Below are 13,306 nucleotides of genomic sequence, written 5' to 3' on the forward strand. Positions count from 1 at the left end.
GAATTGTAGTCTGACACCATTTTTTCATGGATTAGGCAACTCGTCTGCTGCGGTATCAGCCAATTTCAACTTCGCCGCTTGCGAGGGCATAGCTCGCCACCCCATCGGCGCGCTGGCGGGCGCAGCCATTTTGCAAGCGCTCGATTCCCTTTGTTTGGCCCCTAGTATGTTCTCATCCCATTCTTTACCCAGGCATCCAGTGCGTCCACTCGAATGAACTTGGCAGGTACCTCATAGGGAGGGTGCACCATCCAGTAGTGAAGCTCGCGGCTAACATAAACCTCCACGTCCCTCGGCGGTACTTGCTCAGGCTGTGGCCACTTCAGCAGCTCGAGCATCCGCTCACGATTCTTGACTAGGAACTCCCGACGGCCACGAATCCGGCTGTATTGGCCGTTTCTATCTGTCTCGCTCGCGCCGAATATGCGGTCTCGCAACCGCCGAGAATCTTTCATGGAGTGCGCAGTCTGGTTGTACTTGCACTCAGCGAACAACACTGTGTTAGTGTGCGGCCAGTAGGCGAGGACATCATAGTCTCCGACGTCCTCAAAGGCCTCTTTGCGGAAGCGACGGTAAAAGTCGACTCCGGCTTCAACGTACGCCGTATGACGCCTGAGAATTTCTTCCGTGCGGTCTTCAAGCGCCTTCTCGATGGATTCCTTAACTGCTCTGACCGCGGTCTGGACGTTCGACCAGGGAAAGTCAGCAGGTAGAATGCCGTCGCGCACGGCCGACAGCCATATAAGTTGGGATCGACTCGCGTGTTCAGCACCCCAGACTACCTGCCTCCCAACAGGTACAAGAGGCCGGATGGCGTAGCGATGTAAGCGCTTGCTGTGCTCCCAGAAAGGCACATCGGTTTCGTCGATTGGTCGGCCGGGAAGCCTCCTGATGTCCGGACCCGAGAGCGTCAAAAACGCCACAACAGCAGCAGCCTCAGCTGGCGCGATTGTCTCGAACGCTGAAGCAATGGCTTGCGCGAGACGGTCAGGGTCTGCCAGATAAACCAGCGCGAGATCGTCTGCCAAACCATGGCGCGCAGGCTGGGTGAGGACCGTGAGTGCCTGCAAAAGCTTCTGCAGTTCGAAACCCAGGTCGATCCGGAATGCCTTCTGCAGCTGTTCGCTTACTAGATGCTTCTCAGCTGCGCCTTCAACCGAGTCGGCATTCTCAATGCCCTCGCCGAGCCGGATTCGCGCTAACTCGCGCGTGTACTCTTCCTCTCGTTCCTGCCAAGTCTCCGAATAAAAGACTTCGGGGACGAACTGATCGTCGATGTCGACGCCGCCTACATCGACTTGATTATGCAGAACGTCGCTGGCGCCTGCAAGAACCATGTACCAATCGACCACGCCGATGAGCTCTCGCAGGAGTTGCGCGGTGATTCGGCTCTGGCCACTCGTGGCGGAATTGACTGTCTTCTCCAGCAGATATCGGTAGTTCCGAGCGGAGCTTTCGAATTCCTTGCGGGCTTCGGAGAGAGCTTCCAGGCGGTCGTAGTCGACCTGGTGGACGCGGCTCTGATGCACTCGGGTCTCTCGGATGCGCCTGGCAAGAAGTAAACCGTCGTGCTGCTCGACACAGGCCATGACCAGCATCTCGCTATCCAGGGGTGCAAGCCGCTTTTCGAGGTGGAGGCGAAGGCGCTCTCGAGCGGCGTCAATACGGACCTTTGCCTCCTGTAGCTCGTAGCGACCCGGTTTGAGCCCACTTTCCTTCATCACCACGGCCAGCGCTTTGCGTGCGAGCTTGTACTCCGTTGGCGTCGGCACGACGGGGTCGGCAAAGTCGGGCACGTCTATCGTCCGCTCCACCACCTGCAAGTGGTACCGCGCGGGGCTTGCCGCGAGGGCCGCCAGTCGGATTGCAAGGTTCTGCGGGGCGGTGACGCCAAGTGACGCTGTACAGGCAGAAACTGTCTCTTGAAGACAGCGGGCCTCGAAGGCTGCGTTCAGCGCCCCGTGCAGGCCAGCTTGTATGGCAGTTGCATGCAGCCTCAGTTCAACGCGAGCTGGACTCCCCACGTTTCCGGTGGCGGTCAGCACTATTTTCTCGAAGGTCTCCAGAGGTGCCGGGGACTGCTCTCTGTCAACAAGCCCCTCATCTGCGACGCGGCACGCCAAGACCAACTGCTGTCGTTGAAATAGCGCTTCCGACTGGAGGTCGCCTGCACACTCATGAAGCGCATCGATGACCATCTGCGCGAACATGTCCGCCATTTTGGCGTCTTCGACCTCCAGCCCGGACTCCATCGTCACTGTTGTTTGGACGGTGCAGGAGCCGACCTGGGTGGAGTAGGCCATTGCAGCATGGTGACGCGAGCGAAGTTCAACCACCCCCTTGGCAGTCCGGCTCACGTGCCATCCGGGCGACCCATCCGGGAAGCGCTCGGGCGCCGACGCCCAGAACTCGCTCAAGCTGCGGAAGCGCCACCCACTGCCCCAATGCGGGTCCAGGGCAATCATCGTCGGGGTGATGGCCCCCTCGACTAGCACACCGTGCGTGTCCTTGAACGTCGCGAAGAGGTCAGTAAGCGCGCGGGAGAACGGCGACAGCGTTCCCCGTTGTACGTCCGCAAAGCTCCAGAACTGCTCAAGCTCGCGCATGTCTTCCAGGCCATCGAAGATGCTGACCAAGTCACTCAGGGGCATGACCTTCGTGGGCCGCTTGGGCGCGTCAAGCATGTTGAAACCGGTACCGGACTGCGTCAGGACGATGACTATCTGCACATCGTCAGTCCCTGGGCTGCCCTGCTCACCTCGGCCGAAAGTTAGACCCCGTCCATCGTCCATTCGCAGGTTCAGGACGCCGCCGTTGCGAAGAGCTTCATAGAGCGCGGAAGCCGCGGCGCCAGCGGCCTCAAGCGACCGATGATCACAAGCGCAAAACAGATGTACTTTTGAGCCTCCAGTGGTGGCGCAGCTGACGGTCAGGGCGGGGAACTCTTGCCGACTAACCATCAGCTTCATCGGACCGATGACCACATGCCTCAGTCGGTCGGCAATGTAGCGACCGAGAGCCTTGTGGGTTTGCGTGGTGATGCCTAGCGCCCCGACCTCAGCCCAGTGGTCGATGATGACTCCTGGTCCGCTCCGCAACGAGACTGGAATCCACGTTTCGCCCTGCGCTACGCCCAGGAACGGCAGGGCTCTGCCCATGAGGACAGCGTCCCCAAACGACGCCCAAGTTAGCGGCGCCTTGTACGCGCCCATGGAAGTGACAAGCTTGGCGCTCGCGTTGGCTCGCCATTTGGCGACTCGAATGCCTGTACTTAAGAGCGCCGCACGGCAGAAGGCCCAGAAATCCTCGGGTGGCACCTCGACGTGGCCGTGGACAGGCTCCTGAAGTACAGCGCCGATCTGACCCGGAGCTGCCAAGATCAGGTCAGCGTGCAGGGCGACTGCCAGGTCCATGTCGGCCAGTGCTGCCTGGTTGCCGGCATGCGTGATGCGAAACGCCTGCACGAAGTCCGGAAGCCGCTCGACGCAGCTTCCGTAGAACATCGGCACGTAGCTATCGCCCAGGGGCGCGAAAACTTGACCCCAATCTGCTTCAATGGAGCAGTCTTCCAGCATCGGGAACTCCGGCCAAACCGCATGGAGCTCTGACAGAAAGCGAGCGAAGTCTTGGTAGGTCTGTATGGACTGCGCGCCGTCCGAATCTCTCTCCAGACCCAGAAGCACAGCCCAGGCGAAGAGGTGCTTGACCGGGCTGCTCACATTGGGCGGCCATATGTCTGATACGCTGAGTGCTAAAGCTGCATCGAGGCGGACGTACTTGCGCAATACTGACTCCACGGCGGAAGCGTCGCGCTGGAAGACTGCGTCGACCTCCGCCTGTAGTTTTGAGCGCTCGCGGAACTCATACATTGTGTTGAGCAGCAACTCTGTCGCCTTCTTCGGGTGGGCGAGCTCCCGACGTTCACGCTTCTTCCTCGACTTCTTCCCCATCATGCCCCCTGTTCTATTCCACTTTGCCTTTATAACCGCCCAGCCGATACCAAGGCGCTCGGAGAAGATCGCTTTAAACTCTTCGCGGCATTGAATGCAGGGCCGCTTAAGAGCTGCATGCAAAATAAAGGTGTCAGACTAAAATTTCAGAAGCGGAATTGTAGTCTGACATCATTTTTTCGAGGTGTTTGTTATGCACCTCACGTCATCGAGCTTCCGTGTCTTCCATCCTCACTCCTTTCTCGAGCGTTCCCAAGACATGAAAAGCATCTTTCACAGTTACACGAGTGGGACTTAACCCTTCGTTCAAGCGGAGGTCTGACGGCCCCGCTTAACTCAAACTTTAGATCTATGAAGACCATCGCGGCATGCCCAGATTGCATTCACGAGGCATCAAAGGACGGGAGGCAGCCCAAGTTCAATCCCATAGCGGGTGAACTTGATGACAATGGCATGATTCATGTCACCTGCGACCGAGGGCACAATGGAGTTGTTCTATACAACGCGCGCAGATACGAAGTACTCGTCAAATCAGCCGCTCGAGCAGCGCTCGACGGATATACAAACGAAGTCGTAGCCGTTATGTCCACGGCATTAGAACGCATGTACGAGTTCTACATCCGTGTCTCGTCCCGGGCAAAGGGCATACCGGAAGAAACGGTTGAGGTGGCTTGGAAGAATGTCGCTGCGCAGTCAGAGCGCCAATTTGGTGCATTTCAATTCCTCTACATGCTTGACCAGAGCCGCCCGTTTAAGCTTGAGTCACGCATTACTGAGACGCGTAACAGAGTGGTCCACCGAGGCAAGATTGTGCGAGAGGTTGAGGCACTTGAATTTGCTGAAAACGTCTATGGCGTAATCCAGCACCTTCAAACAGAGCTTCAATCGAAGTTTCCCCAATTCGTAGCCGAAGAGGCCGAGCGGGAGATGAAAGTCCAGCAGTCGCAGATTCCTGAGGGTGTTAATCACATTAAATTGTCCACCGCCACCGTGAACGTGGACAAGTCTAAAAGCGAGGTCACCGGAGTCGCGACCAAGTTCATTGAGCTTGTTGCTGCCATACATCAGGCGCGCGCGCGCGGTTTTCCTGCATAGCGTCAAGAATTCGTCCAAGTCGACCACCACTTCGTGGCGGTGGTTTAGCTCAGGCGTTAGTCGAATGTCCGCAACGGGTCGAAAGCGGCCATGTTCGCCTCCGGAGAGAGCACGTGGACGGCGTAGCGCGCCGGGCCCACGAGGTGAGACCGTTGCCAAGAAAGAACCCCTGCACCGCCGACGCGACGGAAGACGACCAGACCGTGCGCAAATGTCGGGGCTTTACTCGGACATCACCAAGCTGTCGCGCGTGCCGGCGGTCTGCGGGCCGGATCATCAGCGCTACATCCAGGAAATCATCGCCGAGGCCGACATCCTGGCGCCGTGCTGGGGCAGCCGCAGCAAGGTGCCGCGCGCTGCACCCCCAGCTGGACGAAATGTTGGCCATCCTGCGCGACAGTGGCAAGCCGATGAAGCACCTGGGCCTGACCAAGTCGGGAGCCCCCCGGCCATCCTCAAATGCTGGGCTACGCCACCCCGCTGGTCCTCTGGCGCTAACCTGCCAGTTTGTCGGCGGCCTCTTGCAGGCCGTTGAGGATGCAGTCGGCCATGTGCATGGGGAATCCAGCCGGCAGTAGCGCGCGGACGGTCTTCACGACCCCGGGCGTGCGCGCCACCAGGTCGTCGAGGACATGCTCCACCCCCTTACCGTTGTGATTCACTACGCCATGCTCGGTGCCCACGGCAATCCAGTGCCGACGCAGGATGTCGTGCATGACCCAGTGGGGGTTTTTCGAGCGCACGGCCATGGCCATCTTGGCGTCGTACGGAGACAGCTGATTCGCACCCTTGCCGATGACGGGGTAAGCGGAAAGCACGTCGTACAGCGGGGTGAGTTCGTAGGTGCCACCCTGGCGCAGGAAAATGCTGAAGTTCTTTGCGTGGCCATCCGTGGCACGCAGCATCCAGAAGAGGACCTGGGCCTGGAAGAACGTGCGGCGGTCGCGGTCAGGAGCGCGCGACGTGGCCAACAGCTTCATGATTTGGCGCACACCCGGCCCGCCGTCGGACTCGTACTTCAAATGCGGCGGGGTTCCCGTCGCCTGGCACATGTCTTCCTGCGGCAGCCGGATGAGCCAGCGCTTGCCCTCTGGGTTCTCCCACCACATCCGGTCGAAGCGCTCGACCGCCAGCACCTTCATGTCCTCGAACATCAGGGGCTCGGTGCGCGCCACAGGCATTTGGTAGGCGCGCAGGATTTCGGAGCACAGCCACTCGTTTTCGACCGAATCGCTCATGTCGAACTTCATGTTTGCGACCAGGCCCAGTGGCAGCTTGAAGATGTGAGTGGTCGGTGTCGCGCCATGCGGCCGGCACCACCGCCCGTCGTACCAGAGCATGGCCGACTTTTCCTGTGCTCCGGCAATAGAGATGCGGAAGTCTTCATCCTCGGCAGCGTTCCGGCCCAGGGGGCCTGGCGCCAGGGTGTTGCGAAGCAGCTGGGCAATCTCGGCGTCGGTCATCGGAACCGCGTTCACCTCTTGAACGCCGTCCGGCGCCTCGGGGCCCGGCACCACCTGCAGCGCGCCGACACAGTCCCGACCGACTTCAGCCAGCAGGGCGAACGCGTTGGTCGAGCCGGCCTGGTACCGACGTGCGACGCGCTCGCGGATTTCCTTGCTGTCCGGCAGCAGGTTTTCGAAGTAGGTGCGCACGGCTTCGCCACGGTGCGGCGGATTGCCCGGGGTGAAGGGAAGGGACAGCGACAGCGGGCGCCCCTGGCCGGAAGCCACCCAGGCGTCGGCATACTGCAGGACTTCTCCGACTTGCGGTTGCACGCTCCAGGTGCCAACGAATTCGCCGTTCATCCAGAGATTCAGGGTGCGGGTGTGTGAGCGTCGACCCATGGGCTCACCAGTTGGGGCCAGCCGACGCCTTGGGCGACAGCGATTCGCTGGTCTTGCGCAGCACGAGCTCGACGCCCAGGATGCTCAGAAGCTCCAGCAGGCGGTCGGCGCTGACCTTGTCGGCATGGCGCTCGAGATTAGACAAGGCCTGCTGGCTGACGCCCAGGCGCATAGCCGTATCCGCTTGGGTCAGGCCGGACTGTTTGCGAAAACCCTGGAGCAGTGCTGGCAGCTGCTCCGCCGTGCGGACGGTGAAGTCGGGCATACAAGCCTCACGTTGTTTTGCTGATTTACAAATTCTACTGAGTAAAATTGAAATACGCAACGGAGGTTGTAAAACAAGAATACAACATCAGAATTGTGTTTGCGTTTTACAATCCAGGAGTTGTAAAACGCCCAGGCGACGCTGCGCGCGACGGCCTTCAGTGCACAGGCCGTTGGCGCCATGGCGCCGGGCTCCGGGCGGAAGTTGTACGAGCTCGGTCTCAATACACCGGAGCGAAAAGAAGGGCCGCTTTACGGCCCTTCTCCACTTTCGAAGTTTGAAGTGGCGAAATAAAGTCCGTAAAAACATCGCAACGTAAACCACTGATAACAAGGGCTTTTCAAAATAAGAAATGCCCAACCAAAGTCTGTCTTGCGAATAGGCCCCCACCACCCACAGAGCAGTTTTGAACAAAAGTCTGTATTGGAGCGGCGGATGGCAGCGGCTATTGCGCTATCTTGTCGACGAATGAGACTGCACCTTCCTCAGCCGCGAGAACGGGTGTTCACGCAGTCCGACTAGTCGTGTCGGCTCTGCTCTCCGCTGAAGTGCAGCTTCAGTACCGCGGTTTCGCTCTGCGCTGAGAGGCTAGGTCTGGGATCGTGTACTGCCTTGCACGTACCTTCTCGTCATAGCGGCGCTGAGCCACAGGGTCCGCTTCGTTATAAACGACGTCTGCCTCGGTCGCGTGCGCCGCTCCGTCGAGGCCCGCAAGCTTACCCAGTTGCTCGACCCAGTCATATCCCGCGTTCAGCGGCTGTACGAGCGGCAAGAGGTACGCATCGAGATGCCGCTCATGTGGCACGTCCAGCTCATGACTAAGTGCGGTCAGATATGCATCCTTTTGAGAGGCCGCCCAATTCACCATGACGCCTGCGCGCGCCATCAGTTCTGCGTGCACCACGACCATGGTCCGCCCGTTTCCATCAAGAAATGGGTGCCCCCAGGCGAAGAGGCCCATTACCTCTCCCGGTCGTTGGATCAAGTAATCGGGATCGTTGCCGAGTCGCAACCCATGTTGCACGGCTCGTCGCGAGTCAAGAGAATCGCAGAAGTCGACCTGGCCGCCTTTGCTGATGCGCCGCCCCACATCCAGCGATTGTCGATCACGCCCCGCCCAAGGATAGAACCCGGAAAAGAGAATCTCGTGAACTTTGCAAAAATCCTCGTAGGTGATCTCTTCCTGACGCTGTAAATAACTTGCCGCCTCCGCCACGCCGCCAGTGAAGGCCAAATGTTCTTGCACCTTCACTCGATCCAAATCGCTTAGACCAAGGACATTGCGGAGATATCCGACAGTCTCAAAATCGCCGAATGGATCAAACACTAGAGGCTGCCCCGCATTTCTCATCCATGTAATTATTCATGAGATAAGCCATCTGTTTGCCGTCAATGACATGCTGTTGCTTCAACCTAGCCAAAAGCCGGCCGATACTATCAAGCTGAACGGAGTCTCCAGCAGCTCGACTGACCGCCTCAGCCCAACCATCCAGTGCTGTGCGCTCTGAAGATAGGCCGTGCACACGGGCGAGCACCTTCACGTATTGGTCAACGTTGCGACGAGGCAAGGCTTTGGGGTCTTCCGGCGGACTAAATGACTTGGTCAGGGCCGCTTGCGACACAATTTCCACTGAGCGGCCCCCCATCGTGAGATGACGGCAAAGCCTGCGGGTTTGCGCGTTCACAATGATTCGCACAGAAACACCCTGGTTCTCGGTGCACGCTTCCTCAGGTTTGACGCCCAACTTCCGAAGCAACTCATCAATCAAGGATTCAAATTTCGTGGCTGGCTTCACGACTCCGGACTCATCTCGAGACGCTTTCGAGTAGATCCCGTCACCGAGTCGCATCAACGTGCCCTCTCGAATGAGCTCTCGAAGGGCAACCCCCACCTGGGTTGACCCACCCAAGCCGTCAAGATCAGCACGAAAGACGATGCTTCCCTTCCGTCTATTGACGGAACTTCTCACTCGCTGAGTAAGCAGCATGTGGCCTCCAAAGATCAACACTATCAGTATACTACATAGCGCTTTTTAACGAAATATCAAGGGCTTGCGCACCCAAAGTTTGACGGTTAGCCGTCAATATATGTGGACCGATTGATGGAGCACGGAAGCAGCTACCGCCCTGAAAGGCCTGCCGCCATGTCCATGATGTTCGTTCGCGGCGGGCCAACCCGATCAAGCATGACGGCTCACGGTCGTACCGTTTGCTCAAAACGCATAAACTCCGCTAAGTTCCTGTTTTGTTTGACTATTGGATGAATCTTCGAAAGAAGTGTCGGCTCATCCAAAAGACGGAGTCAACACGACATGCATCCCCTGTTTTTTGAGGTAGTCCCCGAATGGAAGTTGAAGCAGATAATTGACGCTCAACAGCTCTACTCCGGCTACCGGTCCGCCGTGCAGGAGGCCGAGGAGTATCGCGGCCGACTCAACTGGGAGAAAGCGAACGGCACTCAGTATTTGGTGAGCACTCGCTATGATGGCGGCGTGCGCCAGCGCAAGAGCCTCGGCCCTCGAAACGATCAAACCGAGGAGATTGCCCGCCTCTACACGGAACGCGCGACCGCGGTTCGTGAGCGGCGCGCTGCATTAGCGGAGCACATGGACCGACAAGTGCGGATCAACCGTGCGCTGCGCCTCGGCATCGTGCCTCCCAACATCACTAGAGTGTTGGCTTTGATCGACAAGGCGGGGGCCGCAAAGCACGCCCTTGTCCTCGGCGCGAATGCGATGTTTGCCTATGCCTACGCTGCGAGTGTCACCTTCGCGGAATCCATAATGCCCTCTGGAGTAGAGGGTCCACTCAGAGACAGCCGATCATTGCTTCGAATCGCGACCTGCGACCCGAAAGGCCTACATCGCATTGTCCAACGCCGCATCCCTTCATTCGCAAGGGTAGAGGGAGCACCTTCATTGCTGCTGAACCACGATGGCTTTGGAGTGGAGGTGATACGGCGTGACGCGGGCTATTTGCCCGAGGGGCCGGATCGGATTCTGGGAGGAGACGATGACTTCTGGAAAGCCGAGGTCCACGACCTAGGTTGGCTGTTATCTGCACCAAAATTTGAACAGACCGTCATCAGCACAGACGGTCGCATGGCGGTGCTAACTACAGTCGATCCGCGCGCGTTCGGCTTGTTTAAGACTTGGTTGAGCGAGCAAACAGCAAGGGATGCGGCCAGTCGCCAAAGAGACTACGCTCAGGCGACTGTCGTGTTTCGACTAATCGAAGAGTGGCTGCCGCAGTTCGCGCTCGAGTGCAGTGGACAAGTACTGGAGCGCGCTGAACGAGCGGTGCGCGATGCATAAAGCCGAGCGAGAACGATTTGAGCTCATCGTGAAGTCATGAACATTGACGTATTTTTTCGTGGCGAGTTGCTGGGAACACTAGAGCGTCGTGCCGATGTGGGATTTGTATTCACCTACGCACCTCTCGCTTCCGAGTCACACCGCCTCTCCATTCACATGCCGTCCACTCAACGCATGTGGACCAGCCGTACGCTGTTTCCCATCTTCCAGGTATCGCACCCAGAAGGCTTCCTTGAGAAGCTGCTCGAGCAACGTCTTCAATGCGAAGACAGCACAGCAGCCTGTCCACTGCAGCTTCTTCTCGAATCAGGCGTTGAGCGGGTGGGAGGGCTGACACTCATTCCGCACGGCCATCACCTATCGGCGGCGGATTTGCCATGGGCAACAGGCGAGGTACCTCGCAACGCCGATGATCTGAGAAGCCACCTACAAAGGGTTCCAGCTGGTCGCCTGCCCGGGATATCTGGCGGATTCCCGAAGTGTCTACATCGTCGCCCCAACACCGGTATGGAGAGCGGCGACAATAGTTGGATCATCAAACTCAACGATGAGGATCACCCCGAACTCACGATCTTGGAGTTCTTCGGAATGGAGGTGGCGCGCCGAATGGGATTGCCAACGGCCGAAGTGCACCTCAACGAAGACGCGCAGATCCTGTACGTTAAACGGTTCGACTTGGCGGAGGACCGAACTTTGCAGTTTGAGGACATGTGTTCGCTGCTGGGCCTTCCCTCGCGTGACAAATACGCTAGCTCGATCGAGCGAGTCGCCAACGCCTTGAAGAGCCTTCCACCGACTGATGAAAACCGGGGAGATTGCGCGACGCTCTATGCGCAGTACCTCCTGGCAGCGACCATACGCAATGGAGATGCTCATCTTAAAAATTTCGGCCTGCTCTATGAACCCGGTGTCGCACCGCGTCTGAGCCCTGTATACGACATGCTATCCATGGGCGTCTACGCTCCCCCCGCCAACAACGGCGACGCCTTCGATGGCATGGCGCTGACACTCCGCGGCTCTCGCCGTTGGCCACGGGAGGCAGACCTAAGTTCACTCGCAGCGCTTTGCGGCGTTTCACGGCAAGAACACGATCTGTGGTGCGATCGAATGAGTCATGCAGTGATTACGGTCAGCGCTCAGGTCGTGCAGTTCTGTCGAACACCCCCCGCCATTGCTGCTATACCTAAACTGGTTCGGATGATAGAGCTCTGGGCGTTCGGCTGCACTTCTCTCGCTCCGAAAGCAGCGGCAGCTGCATTGTCGAACAGTCGCTTGATCCGCGATTTGCCATAGTCAATTTAGCAACGCCAATGGCACGTCGAATGCACTCGCCCAGTCTTGACGCGCCGAAAATGACCGATATGCCGCCTCCCGCGCATGCTAGGCGCCTGGTGACGAGGGCCGCCTCGGCAAAATTCTCCCGCCTGTCGCTCACCTCGCCTACCCTAACCACGCTGCGGACTTCGCGGCAGGTCAAACTTATCTGGGAGTGTGACAGTGACCAGCGACGAATTTGATGCCGTGATCGAAGCGACTATCGATAAAGTGAAAGCGCGCTTCAACCAGTCTGAAGCGGAAGCGGACAGGCTCGTGAGCCGAGTCATCGCCAACTTGGCAGCCGCGGGGAATCCGACTCCCACGGTCGAGCAGATCTTGGAAGAGGTCGCCAGGATTCTGGGAGTACCTTACGAGCCACGTTCAGACGACGACTATGAACCGTTCTGATCCTGATCGCCGCGCGGCTGTTACGCATAGAGTCGGCTAGCCAGCGCAAGCAAGTTGCGCACGGTAGTGGGCTTAACTCTTAGAGCGCAACCAAGCGGCGACCGCTAGGTTGCGCACCCGGAGGTAGCCACCAGTTTCATGGCCGCACCACCTGCATGATCACCGGCAAACTACGCCTGCGTAGGTTCAGTCGTGTGGGCGGCTTCGGAGGTCTCTGTCGAACGTCTTAGAGTTGAGTCTCCACTGGACAGTACCTGCCACACAGCTTCGAAACTGGGCGCCAATGCGCAGAGGTAGAGAAGGAGTAGCCCGTCCGTCCAGCCGCGATCATTTATGACGCCGCCTTCCGCTTGCCGGAAAATGTGCTCCTTCATCCAGTGTCTAGGCAGAAGCGGCGATACCAATCGTGTCAGTGACGCATGAGTGCCGAGCTCATATCGCCTGGTCTGAAGCGGACCGCCGAAATCTCTAAGGGCTAGCCAGATGTGATTTCTGTTACGGCAACATTGCGGACGCCGCAATGCCTCTGCGCAAACGCGAAGATACCGCTGGATAACGGGCGAGGACTCATCGCGCAACACTGCCGAGGAAGCAAATTCCCCCATCGATTCCTCTGGGTTTGGAACCTCGTGGATCGTTGCGTGAGGGAAGTGCATCAGCGGGATACCGTGCCTCGCACATGTCTCCTGACCTGGGAGCTGATGCGCCCGATGCCAATATGCAACGTCGAACCTCTCAATGTCTTCTTGCCGGCAAAATTGACATAATTTCCACGGACATGTCGCCGCGCGCGTTCCAGGCAAAAAAATGAACGGCCTGGTAATTCGATTTCTCGCGTCTGTACCCTCACTTACGACCGCCTCAACTGCCAAGAGGTCGAGGAGTGGGACCATGCTGTGGCTTTCGGCATAGCTCCCGGCCGGCGACGCCACTTGCTGCTCAATCAATTCGCATCCGTTCCTGAAGGTGCGTGAGCGACGGTCATTGTGCTGACGCAAGATATGACGCCTGAGATGCCCATAATCGAGGAACTGATTCAGGCGAACTATCCGCGCAATGTGACCCGAGACGTACTCATCAGGGAATGGCAAAGGTACAACAAAGGTCATT

The 13,306-nt window shown here is 58.3% G+C and carries 10 protein-coding genes; 4 read left to right on the plus strand and 6 right to left on the minus strand.

Annotated features, from left to right (window positions below):
• Positions 1-161: 161 nt before the first annotated feature.
• Positions 162-3,953 carry a hypothetical protein gene (locus tag ACFWP0_RS12125; RefSeq protein WP_377842277.1) on the minus strand — a complete coding sequence of 1,264 codons (3,792 nt, stop codon included), beginning with the start codon at positions 3,951-3,953 and terminating at the stop codon, positions 162-164.
• Between the two features lie 450 nt (positions 3,954-4,403).
• Here ACFWP0_RS12125 and ACFWP0_RS12130 point away from each other — a divergent pair, with 450 nt between their 5' ends.
• The gene (locus ACFWP0_RS12130; RefSeq protein WP_377842279.1) at positions 4,404-5,045 is read left to right on the plus strand and encodes a hypothetical protein; all 642 of its coding nucleotides are present in this window, start codon (positions 4,404-4,406) and stop codon (positions 5,043-5,045) included.
• A 494-nt stretch (positions 5,046-5,539) separates the two neighbouring features.
• On the opposite strand, the gene ACFWP0_RS12135 is transcribed toward ACFWP0_RS12130, so the two are convergent.
• The 4 genes from ACFWP0_RS12135 to ACFWP0_RS12150 form a co-directional block, all read right to left on the minus strand.
• Positions 5,540-6,853 (minus strand): type II toxin-antitoxin system HipA family toxin, encoded by a 1,314-nt coding sequence (locus ACFWP0_RS12135; protein ID WP_377842281.1) that lies wholly within the window; start codon positions 6,851-6,853, stop codon positions 5,540-5,542.
• A 43-nt stretch (positions 6,854-6,896) separates the two neighbouring features.
• Positions 6,897-7,157, minus strand: coding sequence for a helix-turn-helix domain-containing protein (locus tag ACFWP0_RS12140; RefSeq protein WP_377842283.1), 261 nt, complete (start codon positions 7,155-7,157; stop codon positions 6,897-6,899).
• Between the two features lie 556 nt (positions 7,158-7,713).
• Positions 7,714-8,484, minus strand: coding sequence for a Fic family protein (locus ACFWP0_RS12145; protein ID WP_377842286.1), 771 nt, complete (start codon positions 8,482-8,484; stop codon positions 7,714-7,716).
• The gene (locus ACFWP0_RS12150; protein ID WP_377842287.1) at positions 8,477-8,953 is read right to left on the minus strand and encodes a hypothetical protein; all 477 of its coding nucleotides are present in this window, start codon (positions 8,951-8,953) and stop codon (positions 8,477-8,479) included. The genes ACFWP0_RS12145 and ACFWP0_RS12150 overlap by 8 nt, the downstream gene beginning before the upstream one ends.
• A 516-nt stretch (positions 8,954-9,469) precedes the next feature.
• Here ACFWP0_RS12150 and ACFWP0_RS12155 point away from each other — a divergent pair.
• The 3 genes from ACFWP0_RS12155 (at position 9,470) to ACFWP0_RS12165 (ending at position 12,196) form a co-directional block, all read left to right on the plus strand.
• A complete protein-coding gene (locus ACFWP0_RS12155; protein WP_377842289.1) occupies positions 9,470-10,471 on the plus strand; it encodes a GSU2403 family nucleotidyltransferase fold protein in 1,002 nt (333 codons plus the stop codon).
• 36 nt (positions 10,472-10,507) lie between these two features.
• Positions 10,508-11,764, plus strand: coding sequence for a type II toxin-antitoxin system HipA family toxin (locus tag ACFWP0_RS12160; protein ID WP_377842291.1), 1,257 nt, complete (start codon positions 10,508-10,510; stop codon positions 11,762-11,764).
• 204 nt (positions 11,765-11,968) lie between these two features.
• Positions 11,969-12,196: a hypothetical protein gene (locus ACFWP0_RS12165; RefSeq protein ID WP_377842292.1), complete on the plus strand. Its 228-nt coding sequence runs from the start codon at positions 11,969-11,971 to the stop codon at positions 12,194-12,196.
• 170 nt (positions 12,197-12,366) lie between these two features.
• Here ACFWP0_RS12165 and ACFWP0_RS12170 read toward each other — a convergent pair whose 3' ends face one another.
• On the minus strand, positions 12,367-13,305 hold the full coding sequence (locus ACFWP0_RS12170) for a TniQ family protein (protein WP_377842294.1): 939 nt from the start codon (positions 13,303-13,305) through the stop codon (positions 12,367-12,369).
• Between the last annotated feature and the right edge of the window lies 1 nt (position 13,306).

It is taken from the genome of Achromobacter sp. NPDC058515 (assembly GCF_042721735.1).
Lineage (GTDB): Bacteria > Pseudomonadota > Gammaproteobacteria > Burkholderiales > Burkholderiaceae_B > Achromobacter.